The organism is Mesorhizobium sp. M0518 (assembly GCF_040321125.1).
In the GTDB taxonomy this organism is placed as follows: domain Bacteria; phylum Pseudomonadota; class Alphaproteobacteria; order Rhizobiales; family Rhizobiaceae; genus Mesorhizobium.
Genome location: NZ_JAMYQY010000037.1, coordinates 11,843 through 33,462, shown reverse-complemented (window position 1 = coordinate 33,462; position 21,620 = coordinate 11,843). Strand labels below are relative to the sequence as shown.

The following is a 21,620-nucleotide window of genomic DNA, read 5'->3' as shown; positions in this document are numbered from 1 at the left end:
TCTAGCCGAGGGGGCTTCCATGTTGCGATATGTTCTGACCGCCGTGCTGGCCCTGTCGCCCGCGCCCGCCTTCGCCAACGATTCGGTTGCCGAACTTGGCACTGGCGGCCTGATCCTGTCGCGCAGCGATGCCGTGGCGATGCAAAGCGAGGATCTTTTCATCTCGCCGGAAAAGGTCACTGTCGACTATGTCTTCCACAACAACACCGATCGCGATGTCGAGGCCATCGTCGCCTTCCCGATGCCCGAAATATCGGGCAATCCCGAAGAAATCCCGGCGATTCCCGAAAACCAGAGCGACAATTTCCTCGGCTTCGAGGTGACGATCGACGGTGCCGCCGTCAAGCCGCAGCTCGAGCAGAAGGTGTTGGCGCTAGGCATCGACATCAGCGCAGAGATGAAGGCGCAAAACGTGCCGTTCTATCCATTCGGCGATGCGGCGAAGGCGGCGCTGGCCAAGTTGCCGCAAGCGGTTGTCGATGACTGGGTCAACCGCGGCATCATCATCGAGGACACCGGCAGCGACGGCACCGAGACGACCAAGGTCTACACGCCGTTCTGGCAATTGCGTTCGACCTACTGGTGGCGCTCGACCTTTCCAGCCAACAAGGACGTTCATGTTTCCCACCATTACAAGCCGAGCGTCGGCGGCACGTCTTCAGTCAGCTTCTTTTACGACGGCAAATTCCAGGGTCAGTATGCGGCCTACAAGGCCCGCTATTGCATGGACGATACATTCGAGAGTGCGGTGCGCAAGGCGGCGAAGAACGACCCTGACGGCTACCCCAAATATGTCGAGAACCGCATCGCCTATATCCTGACCACCGGCGGCAACTGGGCCACCGGCACAATCGGAAAGTTCAAGCTGACGATCGACAAGGGCAATCCGAAAGCCCTGGTCTCGTTCTGCGGCGACAATGTCAGAAAGACCGGACCGACGACATTCGAGATGACGGCGGATAATTTCTACCCCGAGCGCGACATCGACATCCTGATCCTCGAGCCAACGGACGACAATTGATGCATGTCGCAATCTACGTTGCCATCGCCGAGAACGGCGTGATCGGGCGGGACGGCGGGCTCCCGTGGCGGCTCTCCACCGATCTCAAGCGCTTCAAGGCCGATACGATGGGCAAGCCCATCATCATGGGCCGCAAGACCTATGAGGGCATCGGCCGGCCGCTGCCGGGCAGGTTGAACATCGTCGTCACCCGCGACAAGACCTGGCGCGCCGAGGGCGTGGAGGTGGCACATTCGCTCGAAGCCGCGGTCCAACTGGCGACGGTGCGCGGGCGCCGCATGGTCGGTGTGGACGAGGTGTGCGTCATCGGCGGCGGCGAAATCTATGCCCAGGCCATGCTTCTGGCCGATCGGCTGTATGTCACCCATGTGCTGGCAGCGGTCGACGGCGACGCACATTTCCCGCCGATCGATCCTGATTCCTGGCGTATTGTCAGCTCGCACGACGTCCCGGCCGGGGAAAAGGACAGCCACCCGACGCGCTATTCGGTTTACGAGCGGCGTCGAGAGAGACATTGACTGAAAAAAGGGGCATTGAAGGGGGCATTGAAGGAAGACAAAGGGTCGCGACCGGACAAATCGGACGAAGTCGGCAGCGCATCGCGTTGAAAGCGCCTCGTGGCGTCCCTATAGAAGAACAATACTGGATTTTGCGCCGTAATACCGGCGCTTGAGGGAATTCCAAGCGAAAGGACATTCATGCCCTGGAACGACAAAAGCGGCGGTGGCGGCGGCCCATGGGGTGGCGGCGGCAACAATCAGGGACCCTGGGGGCAGGGTCCAAAGGGACCCAGCGGCCCACAGGGCTCGCCTCCCGATCTCGAAGACATCATCCGCCGCGGCCAGGACCGGCTGCGGCGCGCTCTGCCGGGTGGCGGCGGCGCAAGCCCGGCTATCTTCGCCCTGATCGCGGCTGCACTTGTGGTGCTGTGGGCGTTCAAGGCGGTTTATACCGTGCAGCCCGACGAGGTCGCGGTCGAATTGCGCTTCGGCAAGCCGAAGACCGAACTGTCGCAGCCTGGCCTGCATTTCCATTGGTGGCCGCTCGAAACCGTCGAGACGGCCAAGATTTCCGAGCAGCTCGTCGATATCGGCGGCGGCGGCGCGACGAGTGGCAACACGTCCGGGCTGATGCTTACCGGCGACCAGAACATCGTCAACGTCCAGTTCTCGGTCGCCTATCAGGTCTCCGACCCGAGCGCGTATCTCTTCGATGTGTCCGATCCCGACGGCATGCTGCGGCAGGTTGCCGAAAGCGCCATGCGTGAAGCCGTCGGCCGCCGGCCGGCGCAGGACATCTTCCGCGACGACCGCCAGGGCATTGCCGCCTCGGTGCGTGAAATCATCCAGACGACGCTGGACGGCTACAAGGCCGGTCTCAACGTCAACGCCGTCTCGATCGAGGATGCGGCACCGCCACGTGAAGTGGCCGATGCGTTCGACGAAGTGCAGCGCGCCGAGCAGGACGAGGACAAGTTCGTCGAGCAGGCCAACCAGTACTCCAACCAGAAGCTCGGGCAGGCGCGCGGCGAGGCCGCACAGATCCGCGAAGACGCGGCCGCCTACAAGAACCGGGTCGTGCAGGAAGCCGAGGGTGAGGCGCAGCGCTTCATCTCGGTCTATGACGAATATGCCAAGGCGCCCGATGTAACGCGCAAGCGCCTCTACCTGGAAACCATGGAGAAGGTTCTGAAGGATTCGAGCAAGGTCATCGTCGAGCAGGGCAACGGGCAAGGGGTCGTTCCCTATCTGCCGCTGCCGGCATTGCAGCCGAAAGCGCCGGCACCCGCTGCGCCCAGTGGCGTTACGGGAGGTAACCAGTGATGGCCAACCGTCTTCCCATCATCGTCGTCGCAGCAGCGGTTATCCTGTTCCTGCTCTATTCGTCGGTCTTCGTGGTCAATGCGCGTCAGCAGGCGCTGGTGCTCAGGTTCGGCGAGATCGTCGACGTCAAGAGCGAACCCGGCATCTACTTCAAGGCGCCGTTCTCGTTCTTCGACGCCGATACGGTGCAGCTGATCGAGAACCGGGTGCTGCGCTTCGACCTCGACAACATCCGCGTCCAGGTCTCGGGCGGCAAGTTCTATGAGGTCGATGCCTTCATCGCCTACCGCATCTCGGATCCGCGGGTCTTCCGCTCCGCCGTGTCCGGTCAGATCGAATTGGCCGAGGCCCGGCTCAGGACGCGTCTCGACGCTGCCTTGCGCCGTGTCTATGGTCTGCGTGATTTCGAGGCAGCACTCTCCGAAGAGCGCGGCGTGATGATGCGCGAAGTCCGCGACCAGCTCAGGCCCGACGCCACCTCGCTCGGCCTGCAGATCGAGGATGTCCGTATCCGCCGCACCGATCTCACGGCCGAAGTCTCGCAGCAGACCTTCGACCGCATGAAGGCGGAACGCCTGGCGGAAGCTGCGCGGCTGAGGGCACGCGGCAACGAAGCGGCGCAGCGCATCACGGCCCGCGCCGATCGCGAAGTGGTCGAGATTGTCGCCGAAGCGCAAAAAGAGTCGGAAATCCTGCGCGGCGAGGGCGAAGCCCAGCGCAGCGCCACCTTCGCGGGAGCCTATCAGCGCGATCCGGCCTTCTTCGACTTCTACCGGTCGATGAATGCCTATGGCACGGCGCTGGACAACACCGGAACGACGATGGTGCTGTCGCCGAACTCGGAGTTCTTCCGTTTCTTCCGCAATCCCGACGGCAGCGAGGGGCCGGCAAAGCCGGCTTCGCCTGCGCCAAACGCTCCGGCGACGGCACCCGCCGCGCCGGCGGCACAGCCCAGCACCGGCCAGTAGCGGCCGGTGCAGGATTTTCTTGCCGCCATGGGCCTGGTCCTTGTCATAGAGGGTCTGGTCTATGGCGGTTTTCCCGGCCTGGCCAGGAAACTTGCCACCGAAGTGCTGTCGCTGCCCGAGAACGCGCTGCGGATCGCCGGGCTGGCGGCGATCGTGATCGGCGTCGGCATCGTCTGGCTGGTGCGGGGCGCATGACGGCGGCGATGATTTATCCTCTGCCGATAGTCATAGCCGCAAACGTGCCGTATTTTTTGCCAACATGGCGTGACGCGGCGTTTTCGTCGAAGCGCTTTTCTTTTCAAGGATACCGGGAGGCTTCTCGATGACATCCAATACAATTCTGTGCGCGGCTCGGCGGACATTCATCGCCGGCGCGGCGGCACTTCTTGTCAGCGCCGTCGCTGTCCCGTCCTTCGTGACGCCGACATTTGCCGCCGATGGACCCGCTTCGGTCGCCGATCTGGCGCAAGGCCTGCTCGGCGCGGTGGTCAACATATCGACCTCGCAGACGGTCAAGGGCACCGAAGGCCCGGGCGCCGTGCCGATGCCGCAATTGCCCGAGGGGTCGCCCTTCCAGGATTTCTTCGACGATTTCTTCAAGAACCGCGGCGGCGACAAGGACAACGGCTCGCAGAAGGTGCAGTCGCTGGGCTCCGGCTTCGTCATCGATGCCGAGCAAGGCATCGTCGTCACCAACAACCATGTCATTGCCGATGCCGATGACATCGAGGTCAATTTCTCCGATGGTGTCACCTTGAAGGCGACGCTGGTCGGCACCGACACCAAGACCGATGTCGCCGTGCTCAAGGTCGATCCGAAAGGCCACAAGCTGACGGCGGTGAAGTTCGGCGATTCCACCAAGATGCGCGTCGGCGACTGGGTAATGGCGATCGGCAATCCGTTCGGCCTCGGCGGCACGGTGACGGTCGGCATCGTCTCTGCCCGCAACCGCGACATCAATTCCGGCCCCTATGACGACTTCATCCAGACCGATGCCGCGATCAACCGTGGCAATTCCGGCGGACCGCTGTTCAACAGCGCCGGCGAAGTCATCGGCATCAACACGGCGATCATTTCGCCTTCCGGCGGTTCGATCGGCATCGGCTTCTCCATCCCCTCGCAGCTCGCGTCCGGCGTCGTCGACCAGTTGCGCCAGTTCGGCGAGACGCGGCGCGGCTGGCTGGGCGTGCGCATCCAGCCGGTGACCGACGACATCGCCGAAAGCCTCGGCATGGCGACCGCCAAGGGCGCGCTGGTCGCCGGCGTGATCAAGGGCGGCCCGGTCGACAATGGCACCATCCAGGCGGGCGATGTCGTCATCAAGTTCGACGGCAAGGACATCCATGAGATGCGCGATCTGCCGCGCGTCGTCGCCGAAAGCCCGGTTGGCAAGGCGGTCGATGTGCTCATCGTGCGCAAGGGTGTCGAGCAGACCGTGAAAGTAACGCTCGGCCGGCTCGAGGATGGCGAAAAACTCGCCAGCGGCGAGGAGGGCAGCAACACCGACCAGGACAAGGGTGACAAGGCTCCAGCCGTTTCCACTGCTTCGGTGCTCGGCATGACGGTCGGCGAACTGAACGACGAGACACGCAAGAGGTTCAGCATTGCGGCCGATGTTTCGGGCGTCGTCATCACCGACGTCACCAAGGACTCGGCAGCCGCCGAACGCGGCATCCAGCCCGGCGAGGTGATCACCGAGATCGCACAGGAATCGGTCGCCACCCCCAAGGACGTCATGGATCGCATCGGCGCCTTGAAGGAACAGGGGCGCAAGAATGCACTCTTGATGCTGGCCTCGAAGACCGGTGAGCTCAGGTTCGTGACGATCCGGATGGACTGAAGTCAGCAGCCCGCAGGCATATTGTAACATCCTATGGGATGTACTATTTTGCCTTGTGAAGCGGATCGTACTGGACACAAACGTTCTGACGGCAGGTTTGCGAAGCAGGAATGGTGCATCGTTCGCTATCTTGCAACTGGTTGCGGACCGGCGGGTTTGCCCATTGGTGACGACAGCGCTGTTTCTTGAATACGAAACCGTTCTGTCCCGACCCGAGCAAATGGCGATTCACGGGTTGTCCACTACGGATTTAGATGGACTGTTGGCCGGCTTTGCGGCCTTGGCCGAGCCGGTCGAACTGCACTTTCTCTGGCGTCCGCAATTGAGCGATCCGAAGGATGAGATGGTGCTGGAAGCGGCGATCAACGGTCGGGCGGATGCGTTGGTGACTCACAATCGCCGGGATTTTGTGGCTGGGGCAGGCCGTTTCGATGTCCAAGTCGTAAGCCCGGCTGAGTTCCTGGAAGGATTTCGAACATGAGCAAAGCGACTTATCCGTTGAAACTCCCGCTTTCGGTCAAGGAGGCGGCCATGCGCTTGGCAAAGGCCGATGGCGTGTCGCTCAATCAGTGGATCGCTTCGGCCGTGGCGCAGAAAGTTGGGGCAATGGAAACAGCGGCCGAGTTCCTGCGTCGTCGGACAGGCGATGCGTCCGCTGACGATTTTGGAAAGCTGCTTGAGCGGGTTGCTGCCGGACCTCCGCAACCTGGCGATGAGCTTCCGCCTGATCGACATTGATCAGCGACATTTCTTTCGCCAATTCTTGGCAGTCAGCCGGTAGAACACATGTCGCTTGAGCGCGGGATGGCTGTCGGGAATGCCGGGGTGGTCGAAGTCGGCGGACGGATCGGCGGTCATGGCGAGGCGTTGCATGACGGCGTAGAGCGGTGGTTGTCATAGACCGCGAAAGACACGATCTCGCCAAGGCCGAGGGTTTCGAAGTCGTGGGCCAGCCAGGCTTCCGAGGCTTCAGTGACATAGCCTTTGCCCCAGAATTCAGGCGCCAGCCGCCAGCCGATCTCGACGGTGCCGGCCGGCAGGAACGGCATATGCTCGGTTCCGGTGATGCCGACAAAGCCGATGCATTCACCGGTGGCGATGATCTCGGCGGCGGCAAAGCCATAGCCGTCGCGGTCGGTCACGCCTCGCAACTCGTCCATCTTGGCATCCGCCTGGGCGCGGTCGCGGCGGAACGGAAAGAACTCCATCACCTGTTCGTCGGAGTTGATGCGGTGGAACAGGTCGCGGTCGCGATCTTCCCAGTTGCGCAGGATCAGGCGCTCGGTACGCATTGGTTTCATTGCACAAACTCCTCCTGCCTGTAGCCTTGCACATAAAGCAGCGCGGTCAGGTCGCCATGATTGATGCGGACCTTGGCCTGTGCCGCCACCGTCGGCTTGGCGTGGAGCGCGACACCGGTACCGGCCAGGCGGATCATGTCGAGATCATTGGCGCCGTCGCCGACGGCGATGGCGTCGGCGGGCGTCAGGCCGAGGCGCGCTGAAATTTCGATCAGCGCGTCCGCCTTGGCGGCGCGGCCGAGGATCGGCTCGCCGACAAGGCCGGTGAAGCGGCCATCCTGCTCGAGCAGGCGATTGGCACGGTTCTCCTGGAAGCCGAGCATGGCGGCGATGCGCGTCGTGAAGACCTCGAACCCGCCAGACACGAGTGCCGTCCAGGCGCCGTTGGCGCGCATGGTCCGGACCAGAACACGGCCGCCCGCGGCCAGCGTCAGGCGATTGGCGACGATGCGATCGACCACGGCGGCGTCGAGGCCCTTGAGCAACGCCACCCGCTCGCGCAAAGCCGGTTCGAAGGCGATCTCACCATTCATGGATCGCGCGGTGATGGCCGCGACATGATCCTTGACGCCGATCTCGTCGGCCAGCTCGTCGATGCATTCCTGGTCGATCATGGTCGAATCCATGTCGGCGATCAGGATTTTCTTGCGGCGGGTTTCTGCCTCTTGGACGATCACGTCGACCGCCTCGCCGGCGAGTGCCTTGCGCAAGACGGCACTCGTAACGGCGGCGTCGGCTGCCTCAGGCAGGACGAGATCGCAGGCAATAGCTTCAGCCAGCCAGACAACAGCGCTTGCGCCGACCGACCGTGAGGCCATATTCGCAAGCGACAGCGACAAAGCGCGCTCAGTGGGACGGGAAACAAGCGTGGCGACGAGCGGCATGGAACATTCCGGCGGGCAGGCGGGCAAGGGCCGCGTGAAGAACGCGATCCTGATAGCCGGGCCGACCGCCAGCGGCAAGTCGGCGCTTGCGCTCGATCTGGCGGAGCACAGGGGTGGCGTGATCGTCAACACCGATTCCATGCAGGGCTATTCGGTGCTCGACGTGCTGACCGCCCGGCCGGAGGCGGCCGACCTCGCCCGCGCACCGCATTATCTTTATGGCCATGTCCAACCGGCCACCGCCTATTCCACCGGCGCCTGGCTGCGCGACGTGATGAAGCTGATCGACGACGGCACATTCTTCGAACGGCCAGTGATTTTCGTCGGCGGCACCGGGCTCTACTTCCGCGCGCTGGCCGAGGGCATTTCGGAAATGCCCGACATTCCGCAGCGGGTCCGCGACCGTTGGCGCTATGAGTTGAAGGAGCAGGGCGCCGTCAAGCTGCACAGCCTGCTGCTGCGCGAGGATTCGGCGGCCGCCATGATGTTCAAGCCAACCGACAGCCAGCGCGTCGTGCGGGCATTGGAGGTTCTCGATGCGTCTGGCCGTTCGATCCTGGAATGGCAGGCGGAACGCGGCCAGCCGCTCATCGACCGGGAAAGCGCGCGTTTCCTGGTGATCGATCCGGATCGGGCGGCGTTGGTCGCTCGCATCGACAAACGCTTCGACCAGATGCTGGACAAGGGCGCGCTGGACGAGGTCAAGCGGCTTGCGGCACTTGGCCTCGATCCCGAATTGCCGGCGATGAAAGCGATCGGCGTTCGCGAACTGCAGGCAGCGATGGCCGGAGAGATTGGCTTTCCCGAGGCAATCGAACGCGCCAAGATCGCGACCAGGCAATATTCCAAGCGGCAAACCACCTGGTTCAGGCATCAATTGGGGCCGGAATGGCTGAGGTTGCGCCCCGGTGATGATCTGGAAACCACGATCTCAGCGCTTGCTTCCGATGCAACCTGAAAAGTTTACCTGCAAGGAAAGGTTCCCGTTGTGGTTGTCTGAATTAACCCTCCGTAAGCCCGCCCATGCCATAAGATCAGTGGGCACTTTTCCAACGGGGAGCAGATGCGTTTCCACAAGGCGGAATCAGCATTTTTCGTCTTTATATTCGTGATCCTGGCCGCCGGCCTGGTGACGCTGCATGCTTACGGACTTCTGCAGTCCTTCGCCGACGAGTTGCATACGGCTTCGGGTCTGGACAAGGTCATCTATCTCAACAAGCTCTTGTTCGCGACCGGCGTGCTCCTGGCCACCGCGCTGTTCTTCGGCATTTTCTTCATCTATCCGCTGATCCGCAAACAGGCGACGGAGGAAGGCAAGCTGCGCGCCATGACGGTCTCGCTCAGCGCGCGCTCGGAAACACTCGAGCATGCGGCGTTGACCGACGGCCTGACCGGCATGCAGAACCGGCGCTATTTCGATGATGCGCTGAAGGAGTATCTTGAGGAGTTCCGGCGCATCGAAAAGCCCGTCGGGCTGATGATCCTCGATCTCGACCATTTCAAGCAGGTCAACGACACCCACGGCCATGACATCGGCGACGAAGTGCTCAAGGCCGTCGCGAACTGTCTCAAGGACATGACGCGCTACCACGATGTGGTGGCGCGATTGGGCGGCGAGGAGTTCGCCGTGGTCACGCCCAACATGGACGCCGAGCTTCTGGGCAAGTTTGCCGAGCGCATCCGCAAGGCGATCGCCAACATGTCGGTGCTGTCGGGCAATGTCCGCCTCAAGATCACCACCAGCGTCGGGCTCGCCGTCTGGGACCGCAAGGAAACAGCGGAAGAGTTCTATCGCCGCGCCGACCGCCAGCTTTACGAAGCGAAGAGGCAAGGCCGCAACCGCGTCTGCGCCTAAATCCCATCACTGAATTCGTGAGGCTGACCGTCTGGCGCCGTTTTCTGCGCTTCCGATGCTCACGGACTCAAATGTCCGCTCCGCTTCGGTTCTCGAAAACAGCACCACCCGACTCAGCCTGACGAATTCCCTGACGGGATTTACCCAGGCTTTTCCAATGGATATCGGAAGCCCTGACTTGGGTGCTCAGACCCATCCGCCGATGTGCGTGACGCCCAAACTCAATCGTTTTGCGGGCGCAGGCCGAAGGTTGCGGGCTTTAGGCCGTAGCGCATGTCGAAATCGTCGTCCGATGGCGCGCGTGCGGCGGGTGGCTTGCGGTAGTCGGGATCGCCGGCCTGGCGGCCTGAATCGACGACCTCGGCGAAGGCCATCGCCTGCTGCGTTGATTTCGGCACGTTGCGCAGTCGTTCCACGATCGCCACCAGATCGACATCGTCGCCGGCTTTCGACGAGGCGGCTTCTTCGCGCTTGGCGGTGCCAGGAAGCAGGTGGCTCGGCAGTTTTTCGAACTTCAGCCGCATGGTCGTCGCCACGCCTTCGCCGAAGGCGATGGCTTCGCGCTGGCCCATGGAGGACAGGAAGGCAAGCGTCGAGGCGGAAGAATCGGCAATCGCCGAGCGGATGATCGCCTGGTCCTGCTCATTGGCAAGCCGCATGGCGAAAAAAGTCGAGCATTGCGACAGGATGGTCGGGTCGAGCTCGCCAGGGCGCTGGGTGACGACGCCGAGATAGCAGCCATATTTGCGGCCTTCCTTGGCGATGCGCGACAGCGCGTGCCTGGTCGGCGCGAAGCCGAGACGCGGGTCGGCCGGCATATAGCGGTGCGCCTCTTCGCACAAAAACAGAAGCTGCAGCTTGCCCTCGCTCCACAGAGCGAGATCGAAGGCCAGGCGCGCCAGCACCGAGCAGACGGAATTGACCACTTCCGACGGCATGCCGGCCATCTCGAAGCAGGTTACCGGGCGGCCATGATGCGGCACGCGGAAGATGTTGCCGATCGTCTCGTGGATGGTGTCCTCGATCAGGCGCGAGTTGAACATGAAGCGGTAGCGTGGATCGGCCGCCGCCGATTCGATGCGCGTCTTCAGCGATTTGAGCGTCGGGCGATCGGTCTTGCTTTCGAGCATGCCCATGCGCTCATCGATCTGCTTGAGCAGGTCGGCGATGCGGTAAGGCACCGGAGTATCGGCGGTCAGCGCATCGCTGCCGCGCCTGATATAGGAGCCCGAATTCGGGTTGCGGTAGAGATTCTTGGCGGCCGGAATGAGGTCGCGCAAGGCGTCGATTTCTTCCGGCTCGGTCTCGCGGCCCCGGAACAGCACCTCGGCGAATTCCTCCAGCGTGAACATCCAGAACGGAAGATCCAGGGTTTTGGAATCGACCCTGACGCAGTATTCGGGCAGCGATGCAGCGAACTCGTTGTGCGGGTCGAGGATCAGGATGCGCAGATCCGGCCGTGCCGCGATCGACTTGCGCAGCAGCAGCGAGACGGCGGTGGATTTGCCGACGCCGGTGGTGCCGACAATGGCGAAGTGACGCGCCAGCGTATCGTCGATGGCGATGTTGGCGGCGATCGTCTCGTCCTGCGCGAGCGTGCCGATCGTGATCGAATGACGCCCCGCGAGGTCATAGACCGCCTGCAGGTCGCGGGTGCGGATGCGATGCGCAACGGCGCCGATATGCGGATAGGTGGTGATGCCGCGGTCGAAGACCGGTTTGGCGCCGGGCTCTGCTCCGTCACGGACTTCGCCGATCAGCTCGATGCTGACCTCGATGGCGTTCTGGCCCTCATTGCTCCACGCGCGGTCCGACTTGCCGATTGCGTAGACCAGGCCGACGGTTCGCGTCGATCCGAGATTGATGGAAATCATCTTGCCGACCGTCCACAGGCCGGTCACCGCGCCGTCGGCGTCGTTCGCGTAGGCGCTGATGGTGGCGCGCGCGCCATCGCATTGCACGACATTGCCGAGGATGCGCTTGTCGTTCTGCTCTGCGTCGCGGCGCTCCTGCGATGTCGGTTCTCCAACGGAGGCTTCGCGTTCGACATACATGGACAGGCCAATCCCCATTTCCCCTGGAGCATCGATGCTACCCGAATGGGGTTAAGGCCCGATGAGGTCGGATGGTGTAGAGAGCATTAAGGGGCTCGTGGAAATTGTCGCAAGGCGGCTCTTCTCCGGCGTCTATTTTTCGCTATAATAGACATATGGATGATATAGCGAACGACATTTCCTCGACGATCGGCCGCAGGATACACGCCGAAAGGATCGTGCGCGACTGGTCCCTGGCCGAACTCGCGGAGCGTTCCGGCGTCTCGAAGGCGATGCTCAGCACGATCGAGCGGGGCAAGACCAGCCCGACGGCGGCGCTTCTGGTGCGCATCGCGTCGGCCTTCGGCATGACGCTGTCGACCTTGATCGCGCGCGCGGAATTGCAGGGCGGCGGGCTGTTGCGCGAAGCCGACCAGCCGGTGTGGCGCGATCCCGACACCGGCTATGTCAGGCGGCATCTTTCGCCGGCTGGCGATATGCCGCTGGAACTGATCAAGGTGCATCTGCCGGCGGGCGCCAAGGTCAGTTTTCCGGCCGCTTCATACGCCTTCATCAAGCAGCAGATATGGCTGATCTCCGGGCGGCTCGAATTCATCGAAGGTGAGACAGTGCACAAGCTTGTATCAGGCGACTGCCTGGCGCTTGGGGCGCCGTCGGACTGCACCTTCCATGCCCTGGAGCCCGGCGCCGACTATCTCGTCGCGCTGGTCAGGGGCTGACACAATGGCAAGAAGACCAAAGCGCTCCCATAATGGGGGGCCGCCTCTCGATGAGTACAACGGCCCGCCATGGGGCAAGGGCGATCCCTACATCTTTCTTGCCTGGCAGGCAGCGTACGCCAAGGCGTGGAAGGCGCCGAGCCACGAGGTGATGCTGCTGCGCATGGACAGAGCCGAGCGGCTTGGCCTGACCTATGAGGAGTACACGCTCGAGATCCTCGAGCGCGGGCGGCATCTCGGGCACGAAGACGCCGACCGCATCAGCGCCATCAAGGCGGCGCGTAAGCGACGCCGCGCGCGCCATCTGGAGTGACAGCAATGCGCCCGCTTCTATCGCAATCACAGGATATCCTGCACATGAACTCGATCGAGATCGCAACCCTGAACCCGGCTGCCGAGACGCAGGACATGCTGGCCGAATTGCTGGTCGCAACGGTGGCGGCCGGCGGTTCGGTCAGCTTCATGCATCCGTTGGCGCCGCAGGCGGCAAGGGCGTTCTGGGAAAAATCGCTGGCCGCGGCGGCAAGGGGCGAAAGATCGGTGCTTGGCGCCTGGGATGGCAAAAACCTGGTCGGCACCGTGACCTTGCTGCTCGACTGCCCGCCCAACCAGCCGCACCGGGCCGAGATCGCCAAGCTGATGACATCAGTCGATTACCGGGGCAGGGGTGTGGGAACGCGCCTGATGCGGGCCGCCGAGAGCCTTGCCATCGAGAGGGGCCGCACGCTGCTGGTTCTGGACACGGCGACCGAGGAGGGCGCCTCAGGCCTCTATGAGCGGCTGGGCTTCACGCTGGCCGGTGAGATACCGGACTATGCCCTGAAGCCGCATGGCGGGCTGACCGGCACGCTGATTTACTGGAAGCGGATCGGGCCAATCTCGTAACCGGTCATGCCGGCGCGGAGAGGCGTGACAGCAGCCACTGGCGAAAATCCTGTTCGGCACCGGTCAGGCGTGCTGTCGACGCCTTGGTCAGGAAATGCCCCGATGTGCTGGAAAGTTCATAGTCGGAAAGCCTGACCAGCGTCTTGCTGTCGAGCGCCGCATCGACCAGCGGCCGCGAGCCCAAAAGCACGCCGGCGCCGGCGCTCGCCGCCTCCATGGCGGTGACGAAACTGTCGAAGCGGTGCGATCGTCTGGGATGGCCAGCCAGTCCAGCGGCGGCGAACCATTCCGCCCACATTTCGCGCGCGCCGGCGACCAGAAGCAGCGGCAGGGAGGTCCAGTCGGGGTTGCCGGCGAGCACTGGCGCCGCCACCGGCACGAGCCGCTCTGCGGTCAGCCTGTCGGCTTCACGGCCGGGAAAGGATCCGTTGCCAAAACGGATGTCGAGCACCGAGCCCGGCAGGTCGTAGTCAGCAGGGCGATGGATCGTCACCAGATCGAGCTGGATGCGCGGCAGCGCCTTCGCCAGATCGGGCAGCGCCGGGGCGAGCATCAGCAAGGCAAAGGAGATTGGCGCGCGGATCGAGACGGTCTGGATGGCGCGCGGCTCGAACAGTTCCGCGGTGCTGTTGCCGATGGTGGCGAAGGCCGACTGGATGTGGGGCAGGTAAGCCGCACCCTCTGGCGACAGCGCGACGCCGCGCGCCAGCCGCGAAAACAGGCGCGTCTTCAGCCATTCCTCGAGAAGCCGGATGTGCTGGCTGACGGCGGCCTGGGTAAGGCCGAGCTCGGCTGCCGCCGCGGTGAAATTCGACAGCCGCGCCGCCGCCTCGAAACTGCGCAGCCAGTCCAGAGGCGGCACCGGTGTATTTGTACGAGCCATTAGTATTCTGCGGTCATTGGCTAAAAAATGATAATTTGAGTTATGTCTGTCGCGCGATCAACATGCAATCGAAACCCTGCGGATCAGGCTGCGGGGGACGCAATGGACAGGAACGGATCTCCATGCTCACCCAGGCGCGGATCGGCGACGAAGGCAGAACAATCGACCTTGGCTGGCAGGACGGGTCGCGCAGCCGTTTTCACGCCATGTGGCTGCGCGACAATGCGCTGGACGACAAGACGCGCAGCGCCGGCAATGGTCAACGGCTCATCACCATTCTCGACATTCCCGCCGACACCAGGATCGGCGCCGCGTCGATCAAAGGCGGCGCCCTGGAAGTCAGCTTCGTGCCCGAGCAGAAGACGGTCAGCTTTCCCGCGGCATGGCTGAGCGCCAATGCCTATGATCGTGACGCAGGCCGCCAGCCCGGCTGGACAGGCGAGGCCACCGTGCGATGGACCAAGGCCTCGATGCAGAATTCGGTGCCGCGCGCCGGCTATGTTGCGGCCAGCCGCGATCGCGCTGTGCTGGGGCAATGGCTGTCGGCGGTGAAAACCTGTGGCTTCGCGGTGATGGACGATCTGCCGACCGAATCCGGGGCACTGTGCAAAGTGTCCGATCTTTTCGGCTACATCAGGGAAACCAATTACGGGCGCTGGTTCGAAGTGCGCGCCGAGGTCAATCCGAACAATCTCGCCTACACGAATCTCGGCCTCCAGGCGCACACCGACAATCCCTATCGCGACCCTGTGCCGACGCTGCAGATCCTGTCCTGCATCGAGAATACGGTTGAGGGCGGCGAGTCCAGTGTCGTCGATGGGTTTGCAGTCGCGGCTGCGCTGCAGGCTGAGAACCCGGAAGGCTTCCGGCTGCTGAGCTCATGCCCGGCGCGCTTCGAGTATGCCGGCTCTTCCGGCGTGCGGCTGCAGGCGAAGCGGCCGATGATCGAGCTCGGGCCCGATGGCGAGCTGATTTGCATCCGCTTCAACAACCGCTCGCTGGCGCCGACGGTCGACGTGCCGTTCAGCGATATGGAAGCGTACTACGCCGCCTATCGCCGGTTTGCGGAACTGATCGAGGATCCATCCTTCGAGGTGACGTTCAAGCTCGAAGCGGGGCAAGCGTTCATCGTCGACAACACCCGCGTCATGCATGCCCGCAAGGCGTTTTCCGGTACCGGTAAGCGCTGGCTGCAGGGTTGCTACGCAGACAAGGACGGTCTGCTGTCGACGCTCGCGGCAATCGAGCACGGGTTCAAGGAGGCCGCGGAATGAGCGGCCAGGATTTGAACGCGGACACCATCGTCGAGTTCATCGCCGACATCTTCGAGCGCCGGGGCGCCGAATCCTATCTCGGCGAACCCGTCACCATGTCGGAGCACATGCTGCAGGGTGCCTGGTTCGCTGAAAAGGACGGCGCGCCGGACGAACTGGTGGCGGCGGCGCTGCTGCACGACATCGGCCATTACACCAGCGAGTTCGGCACCTATTCGCCCGAGGATGTCGAGGACAAGCATCATGACGAGGCCGGCGGCGAGGTGCTGGCGCCGTTCTTTCCACCTGTCATCGTCGAATGCGTCAGGCTGCATGTCGCCGCCAAGCGCTATCTCTGCGCCACCGACCCGACCTATTTCGGCAGGCTTTCGCAGGCCTCGGTGCACACGCTGTCGCTGCAGGGCGGGCCGATGAATGCCGAGGAGGTCGCCGAGTTCCGCAAGAACCCCTTCCATGAGGAAGCGGTCCGGGTCCGCATCTGGGACGAGAGCGGCAAGATCGCCAACATGAAGACACGGACATTTCGCGATTACGTGCCGCTGCTGCAGCGGGTGGTGACGCAGTTCGCGGCGGGCAAGCCGGCGTAAATTCCCCAGGGAAGGAGGCAGGGTGCAAGCCGTGCCTCCTTTCTTCCGGCTTCACCGGAATGGCGCTCGCCTACCCCTTGTGGTGCACCTGCTGCAGGCCGTAGACCGGCGTCGCGATGCCTTCATGCCGCGCCTTCAATTGCAGCGACAGGAACTGCGAATAGTGGCGTGACTGGTGCAGATTGCCGCCGTGGAACCATAGCGCCTCCTGTTGCGTCGGCTTCCACATGTTGCGCAACTCGCCTTCCCACGGGCCGGGGTCCTTGGTGGTGTTCGAGCCGAGGCCCCAGCATTTGCCAACGTTGTCGGCGGTTTCACGGGATATCAGATCGGCGGCCCAGCCGTTCATCGAGCCGTAGCCGGTGGCGTAGACGATGAGGTCCGCAGGCAATTCCGACCCGTCGCTGAGCAGAACCGAGTGCTGCTTGATCTCTTCGACGTCGACGCCGCTCTTCAGCTTGATCGAACCATTGATGATCAGCTGCGAGGCGCCAACATCGATGTAATAGCCGGAGCCGCGCCTGAGGTACTTCATGAACAGGCCGGATTCGTCGTCGCCCCAGTCGAGCATGAAACCGGCCTTCTCCAGCCCCTTGTAGAATGTCGCGTCGCGTTTCTTCATTTCGGCATAGGCCGGGATCTGGAACTCGTGCAGGATTTTGTAGGGCAGCGAAGCGAAGATGAGATCGGCCTTGGCGGTGGTGATGCCATTCTGCAGCGCCTGCTCCGAATAGAGCGAACCCAGTCCGATTTCCATCAACGTGTCGGACCTGGAGATATGGGTACTCGAGCGCTGCACCATGGTGACGTCCGCGCCGGCTTCCCAAAGTGCCGCTGCGATGTCATGGGCGGAATTGTTGGATCCGATGACAACGGCCTTTTTGCCGGCATAGGCGTCGGGACCCGGATGCTTCGACGAGTGGTGCTGGTCGCCCTTGAAGGTCTCCATGCCCTTGAATTTCGGCAGATTGGCCTTGCCGGACTGTCCGGTTGCCAGCACCAACTGCTTGGGCTTCAGCGTGATGTCCTTGCCGTCGCGGTGGACGACAACGGTCCATTCCTTTTTCTTGTCGTCATAGGAAGCGCTTTTGGCCTCGGTCGAGGACCAGTAATTCAGCTCCATCACCTTGGTATACATTTCCAGCCAGTCGCCGATCTTGTCCTTGGGCGAGAAAACCGGCCAGTTCTTCGGGAAATCGATATAGGGCAGATGGTCGTACCAGACCGGGTCATGCAGGCAGAGCGACTTGTAGCGCTTGCGCCAGCTGTCGCCGGCCCGCTCGTTCTTCTCGATGATGATGGTCGGCACGCCAAGCTGCCGCAGCCGCGCGCCGAGCGCGATACCGCCCTGGCCACCACCGATGATCACCGTATAGGGCTGCGTCTTGAAGCCGAGCTCGGCGGTTTCCCTCTCGCGTTCTTCTTTCCATGTCGGACGGTTCTTGCCCGAGCCGTGCCTGGCGCCCATCGGCCGCGCAAAGCCTGCCGGCTCCTCGTGGCCTTTCAGTTCGGCCATGGTGGTCAGCAGCGTCCAGATCTTGCCGTCCTTCAGCCTGACATGGCCGAAGCCGCGTGCCACCTCCGTCTCGAAGCTGATCCAGCCTTCGATCAACCCGTCGCTCTCCGTCGCGTCCTCGCCCTTGGCGATGGCGAAGTGTGACGGCCTGGTCTTCGACAATTGGCTTTTCAGCATGTCGCGGACCTGGTCGCGGCCTTCCATGGTCTTGATGTTCCAGGTGAAGGTGACGAGGTCGCGCCAGTAGCAATCCTCTTGAAAGCAATCGACCGCTTTCTCGATGTCATTGGCGGCAAGCGCGGCGCCGAATCGATCGAGCAGGTCGGACAGTTTCTTGCTAGGGGCCGTGTTCTTGCTAGAGGGCTTGTCGAGCATCAGGTTTCCTCCCGTGAAATCCAGATCGTCATGGTGGTGGCTCCGCCGGGCTCGCCGCCGGACGATCAAGTATCGTCAGAGATGGCGGCCCTCGTCACGCCCCACCATAGTTTCCAGCGATTTCAATGGTCTATCCTATAAGTGAGATCGCCGGACAGTTTCGGAATCGCTCGGGCGCCGGAAACGAACGTTCCATTTGTGAATGCCGCGCCGGTCGCGCAAAATTGATGGTCAAATGCCGCAATGCGGTCACCGAGGCCGATGACAACCGATCGGTGAGAAGCCGGGAAGCGGTGGCGGGCAACAGGACGGTTCCCGGGATTTTCTGGATGCGGAACTCTGGAGCCCGTTATGATCATCGTACCTTTTATCCAAGCGTCTTCATGTCGCTCCCTTGGCCGGCGTGGACGCGCAGCGGCAATGGCCGCGGTCATGGCCTTGAGCGCGACCCTGACCGGCCCGCTGGTGCTGCCCGGAACGCAGGCGCATGCGGCGGAAATTGCCGTTACCGTCCGCGAAAGGCTTTCGAACTATGGCGGATGGCGAACCTCCAGCCGCTTCGGCGATGTCTGGGTTCCCTCGGTCCGTACCGAATGGCGACCCTACACCGAAGGCAGGTGGGTCTGGACCGACGATGGCTGGTACTGGCAGTCCACCGAGCCATTTGGCGATGTCGTCTATCACTATGGCCGCTGGGCCTATGATCCCGATTTTGGCTGGGTGTGGATCGCCGGCGATCAATGGGCGCCAGCCTGGGTGGTCTGGCGCCAGGGCGGCAATGATGTCGGCTGGGCGCCGGCACCACCCGACGTAGATGTCGCCTTCGCCGATTCCTGGTGGTGTTTCGTGCCGGTGGCGGCGATCGGCGCGGTCGATCTGGTCAGAGTGGTACGGCCTGCCACTGAGAACGTCGGCATCGTGCGCAACACGACGATCATCAACCAGACGGTCCTGGTCAACAAGGCGCCGCACGTGCGGCTTGGCAATCAGGTGGTTGCAATCAATGCCGGACCCCGGCTGCAGCAACTCCCGAAGCCCGTCATCGAGTCGATCAAGGCGGCAAAATTGGTTCCTCCGCGCAAAGGCGTGTTTGCCAGTGCACGGCTCGATGCTTCCAGGGGCGCCGAGATCAAGAGACTTGCCGGCAATACAAAGGGGAACGGGCAAATCGTGGCGGGCTCCAAGACTGCGATCGGCGGCAAGGCCATTTCCCCCGGCGCGGTGGCTGCCAGCAATCCGGCCGTCGTGAACCCTGGCGACGCCGTGAGCAAGCGGATGGTCGCCGGCAACGGCGCGAAGGCCGATGCGCTCAAGCTGCATGTCGACAGGACCGCGGGCGACGGACGCATCGTTGTCAAATCGTCGCCCAAACCGGTTTCGCCCAAGCCGGTTTCGGGGCAGCGTCTTGCACTCGGTGGCGGGCAACAAAAGCCGCATCAGCAAGCGTTGGCAATGCACATGCCCCAGCACCATGGCCCGGCAAGGGTGGCACCCCACCATCCGCCAGAGAAGATGGAGGCCAGGAAGGCGTCCAAATGCGATCCACGCGTTTCCCGCTGCAAGGCGCCGGGCTGACACCGCAGTCGCGCCTGTACGCTGTGCGCGCCGGCGCGATTTTTCCCGTTGACAGGCTGCCTTGCCCGCCCTTAGTGTCCGCCACCATGAAAACGGCACTCATTCTCGTAGGAAAGCGCGTGGGCAAGGCGGTGTAACCGCCGGGCAAAAACCCCCCATGCGCAAGACACAGGCTCCCTCGGGGGCCTTTTTTATTGCCTGAAACACGACTAAACGACCAGCAAACGCCCAATGGCGACAGTACGGGACCAGACCGATGAGCAACGGACAGAACGAGCGGCGCGAGATGACAGGTGCCGAAATGGTGGTGCAGGCGCTGAAGGACAATGGCGTCAAGCATGTCTTCGGCTATCCCGGCGGCGCTGTCCTTCCGATCTATGACGAGATCTTCCAGCAGGACGATGTCGAGCACATACTGGTGCGCCACGAGCAGGGCGCCGGCCATGCAGCCGAAGGCTATGCGCGCTCGACCGGCAAGGCCGGCGTCATGCTGGTGACCTCCGGTCCCGGCGCCACCAATGCCGTGACGCCGCTGCAGGACGCGCTGATGGATTCGATCCCGCTGGTCTGCCTGACGGGGCAGGTGCCGACCTCGCTGATCGGCTCCGACGCTTTTCAGGAATGCGATACGGTTGGCATTACCCGCCCCTGCACCAAGCACAACTGGCTGGTGAAGGACGTGAACGAGCTCGCTGCGACCATCCACGAGGCTTTCCATGTCGCGACCACCGGCCGCCCCGGTCCGGTCGTCGTCGATATCCCGAAGGACGTGCAGTTCGCCAGGGGATTCTACGTCCCGCCGCAGATCGCGCCGCGCACCAGCTACCAGCCAAAGGTCCAGGGCGACCTGGAAAAGATCAAGGCGGCGGTCGAGCTGATGGCCGGTGCCAAGAAGCCGATCATCTACAGCGGCGGCGGCGTCATCAATTCCGGCCCGGAAGCGAGCCATCTGCTGCGCGAACTGGTCGATCTCACCGGTTTCCCGATCACCTCGACGCTGATGGGCCTCGGCGCCTATCCAGCATCGGGCAAGAACTGGATGGGCATGCTCGGCATGCACGGCACCTATGAAGCCAACATGGCCATGCATGACTGCGACGTGATGATCTGCATCGGCGCGCGTTTCGATGACCGCATCACCGGGCGGCTGACCGCCTTCTCGCCGAACTCGAAGAAGATCCACATCGACATCGATCCGTCGTCGATCAACAAGAACGTCCACACCGAGGTCCCGATCATCGGCGATGTCGGCCGGGTGCTGGAGGATATGGTGCGTTTGTGGCGTGCGAGCGCCAAGGCCGACAAGAAGGCGCTCTACCCCTGGTGGGAGCAGATCGCCAAATGGCGTGCGCGCGACTCGCTCGCCTACAAGATGAACAACGACGTGATCATGCCGCAATACGCCATCGAGCGGCTCTACGAACTGACCAAGGGTCTGGACACCTACATCACCACCGAGGTCGGCCAGCACCAGATGTGGGCGGCGCAGCACTATCATTTCGAGAAGCCGAACCGCTGGATGACGTCGGGAGGGCTGGGCACGATGGGTTACGGCCTGCCGGCGGCACTCGGCGTGCAGATCGCGCATCCAGGCGCGCTGGTAATCGACATTGCCGGCGACGCCTCCGTGCAGATGACGATGCAGGAGATGAGCGCGGCCGTGCAGCACGACGCGCCGATCAAGATCTTTATCTTGAACAACCAGTATATGGGCATGGTGCGGCAGTGGCAGCAGTTGCTGCACGGCAACCGGCTGTCGCATTCCTACACCGAGGCGATGCCGGACTTCGTCAAGCTGGCCGAGGCCTATGGCGGCCACGGCATTCGCTGCGAGAAGCCGGACGAGCTGGACGACGCGATCAAGGAGATGATCTCGGTCAGGAAGCCGGTGCTGTTCGACTGCCGCGTGGCGACGCTCGCCAACTGCTTCCCGATGATTCCGTCGGGCAAGGCGCACAATGAGATGCTGTTGCCCGACGAGGCGACCGACGAGGCGGTGGCCAATGCCATCGACGCCAAGGGCAGGGAACTGGTGTAGCCGGCAGAACCAAGGCAGGGCT

The 21,620-nt window shown here is 62.9% G+C and carries 21 protein-coding genes and 1 pseudogene; 17 read left to right on the top strand and 5 right to left on the bottom strand.

Translation table 11 applies throughout. The features are described 5' to 3' along the window. The first annotated feature begins 19 nt into the window (after positions 1-19). From NKI66_RS31315 to NKI66_RS31280, 8 genes are all read left to right on the top strand, one after another. The gene (locus tag NKI66_RS31315) at positions 20-1,021 is read left to right on the top strand and encodes a DUF4424 domain-containing protein (protein ID WP_128306067.1); all 1,002 of its coding nucleotides are present in this window, start codon (positions 20-22) and stop codon (positions 1,019-1,021) included. Continuing rightward, positions 1,021-1,539: a dihydrofolate reductase gene (locus NKI66_RS31310; RefSeq protein ID WP_352753899.1), complete on the top strand. Its 519-nt coding sequence runs from the start codon at positions 1,021-1,023 to the stop codon at positions 1,537-1,539. The genes NKI66_RS31315 and NKI66_RS31310 overlap by 1 nt, the downstream gene beginning before the upstream one ends. 180 nt (positions 1,540-1,719) lie before the next feature. Further along, positions 1,720-2,844 carry an FtsH protease activity modulator HflK gene (gene hflK / locus NKI66_RS31305; RefSeq protein WP_023813074.1) on the top strand — a complete coding sequence of 375 codons (1,125 nt, stop codon included), beginning with the start codon at positions 1,720-1,722 and terminating at the stop codon, positions 2,842-2,844. Then, positions 2,844-3,812, top strand: coding sequence for a protease modulator HflC (hflC, locus tag NKI66_RS31300; RefSeq protein ID WP_023813073.1), 969 nt, complete (start codon positions 2,844-2,846; stop codon positions 3,810-3,812). The genes hflK and hflC overlap by 1 nt, the downstream gene beginning before the upstream one ends. A 6-nt stretch (positions 3,813-3,818) precedes the next feature. Continuing rightward, on the top strand, positions 3,819-4,007 hold the full coding sequence (locus NKI66_RS31295; protein WP_023813072.1) for a DUF2065 domain-containing protein: 189 nt from the start codon (positions 3,819-3,821) through the stop codon (positions 4,005-4,007). A gap of 127 nt (positions 4,008-4,134) precedes the next feature. Then, the gene (locus tag NKI66_RS31290; RefSeq protein WP_352551872.1) at positions 4,135-5,652 is read left to right on the top strand and encodes a DegQ family serine endoprotease; all 1,518 of its coding nucleotides are present in this window, start codon (positions 4,135-4,137) and stop codon (positions 5,650-5,652) included. A gap of 55 nt (positions 5,653-5,707) precedes the next feature. Further along, positions 5,708-6,133, top strand: a complete 426-nt coding sequence (locus NKI66_RS31285) for a putative toxin-antitoxin system toxin component, PIN family (protein WP_023813070.1) — start codon at positions 5,708-5,710, stop codon at positions 6,131-6,133. Further along, the gene (locus NKI66_RS31280; protein WP_023813069.1) at positions 6,130-6,390 is read left to right on the top strand and encodes a hypothetical protein; all 261 of its coding nucleotides are present in this window, start codon (positions 6,130-6,132) and stop codon (positions 6,388-6,390) included. The genes NKI66_RS31285 and NKI66_RS31280 overlap by 4 nt, the downstream gene beginning before the upstream one ends. Here NKI66_RS31280 and NKI66_RS31275 read toward each other — a convergent pair. Next, a pseudogene (locus NKI66_RS31275) lies at positions 6,391-6,953 on the bottom strand (GNAT family N-acetyltransferase). It abuts the gene before it with no gap. After that, on the bottom strand, positions 6,950-7,837 hold the full coding sequence (serB, locus tag NKI66_RS31270) for a phosphoserine phosphatase SerB (protein ID WP_023813068.1): 888 nt from the start codon (positions 7,835-7,837) through the stop codon (positions 6,950-6,952). Before serB ends, NKI66_RS31275 begins: the two are co-directional and overlap by 4 nt. Here serB and miaA point away from each other — a divergent pair. Both miaA and NKI66_RS31260 read left to right on the top strand, forming a co-directional pair. Beyond that, positions 7,836-8,795, top strand: a complete 960-nt coding sequence (gene miaA, locus NKI66_RS31265; RefSeq protein ID WP_031213588.1) for a tRNA (adenosine(37)-N6)-dimethylallyltransferase MiaA — start codon at positions 7,836-7,838, stop codon at positions 8,793-8,795. The genes serB and miaA overlap by 2 nt on opposite strands. A gap of 105 nt (positions 8,796-8,900) precedes the next feature. After that, positions 8,901-9,692 carry a GGDEF domain-containing protein gene (locus tag NKI66_RS31260; protein WP_023813066.1) on the top strand — a complete coding sequence of 264 codons (792 nt, stop codon included), beginning with the start codon at positions 8,901-8,903 and terminating at the stop codon, positions 9,690-9,692. 221 nt (positions 9,693-9,913) lie between these two features. Here NKI66_RS31260 and NKI66_RS31255 read toward each other — a convergent pair whose 3' ends face one another. Then, positions 9,914-11,746 carry an ATP-binding protein gene (locus tag NKI66_RS31255; protein WP_023813065.1) on the bottom strand — a complete coding sequence of 611 codons (1,833 nt, stop codon included), beginning with the start codon at positions 11,744-11,746 and terminating at the stop codon, positions 9,914-9,916. A 155-nt stretch (positions 11,747-11,901) separates the two neighbouring features. On the opposite strand from NKI66_RS31255, the gene NKI66_RS31250 reads away from it, so the two are divergent. The 3 genes from NKI66_RS31250 to NKI66_RS31240 are packed head-to-tail and all read left to right on the top strand — an operon-like array spanning position 11,902 to position 13,350. Next, a complete protein-coding gene (locus tag NKI66_RS31250) occupies positions 11,902-12,465 on the top strand; it encodes a helix-turn-helix domain-containing protein (protein WP_023813064.1) in 564 nt (187 codons plus the stop codon). Positions 12,466-12,469: 4 nt separating this feature from the next. Continuing rightward, a complete protein-coding gene (locus NKI66_RS31245; RefSeq protein ID WP_023813063.1) occupies positions 12,470-12,778 on the top strand; it encodes a hypothetical protein in 309 nt (102 codons plus the stop codon). A gap of 44 nt (positions 12,779-12,822) precedes the next feature. Further along, the gene (locus NKI66_RS31240) at positions 12,823-13,350 is read left to right on the top strand and encodes a GNAT family N-acetyltransferase (RefSeq protein ID WP_023813062.1); all 528 of its coding nucleotides are present in this window, start codon (positions 12,823-12,825) and stop codon (positions 13,348-13,350) included. Positions 13,351-13,354: 4 nt separating this feature from the next. Here the strand turns inward: NKI66_RS31240 and NKI66_RS31235 are convergent, their stop codons facing one another. Then, positions 13,355-14,233, bottom strand: coding sequence for a LysR family transcriptional regulator (locus tag NKI66_RS31235; RefSeq protein ID WP_023813061.1), 879 nt, complete (start codon positions 14,231-14,233; stop codon positions 13,355-13,357). 122 nt (positions 14,234-14,355) lie between these two features. On the opposite strand from NKI66_RS31235, the gene tmpA reads away from it, so the two are divergent. Together tmpA and tmpB are read left to right on the top strand one after the other, a co-directional pair. Further along, complete coding sequence (gene tmpA / locus NKI66_RS31230) at positions 14,356-15,507, top strand: 2-trimethylaminoethylphosphonate dioxygenase (RefSeq protein WP_023813060.1); 1,152 nt, start codon at positions 14,356-14,358, stop codon at positions 15,505-15,507. After that, positions 15,504-16,094, top strand: coding sequence for a (R)-1-hydroxy-2-trimethylaminoethylphosphonate oxygenase (gene tmpB, locus NKI66_RS31225; protein ID WP_128305786.1), 591 nt, complete (start codon positions 15,504-15,506; stop codon positions 16,092-16,094). The genes tmpA and tmpB overlap by 4 nt, the downstream gene beginning before the upstream one ends. A gap of 70 nt (positions 16,095-16,164) precedes the next feature. On the opposite strand, the gene NKI66_RS31220 is transcribed toward tmpB, so the two are convergent. After that, positions 16,165-17,985, bottom strand: a complete 1,821-nt coding sequence (locus NKI66_RS31220; protein WP_128305787.1) for an NAD(P)/FAD-dependent oxidoreductase — start codon at positions 17,983-17,985, stop codon at positions 16,165-16,167. 432 nt (positions 17,986-18,417) lie between these two features. On the opposite strand from NKI66_RS31220, the gene NKI66_RS31215 reads away from it, so the two are divergent. Both NKI66_RS31215 and NKI66_RS31210 read left to right on the top strand, forming a co-directional pair. Then, complete coding sequence (locus tag NKI66_RS31215) at positions 18,418-19,560, top strand: DUF6600 domain-containing protein (RefSeq protein ID WP_352753900.1); 1,143 nt, start codon at positions 18,418-18,420, stop codon at positions 19,558-19,560. Positions 19,561-19,816: 256 nt separating this feature from the next. Next, the gene (locus NKI66_RS31210) at positions 19,817-21,598 is read left to right on the top strand and encodes an acetolactate synthase 3 large subunit (RefSeq protein WP_081734942.1); all 1,782 of its coding nucleotides are present in this window, start codon (positions 19,817-19,819) and stop codon (positions 21,596-21,598) included. Positions 21,599-21,620 lie beyond the last annotated feature (22 nt).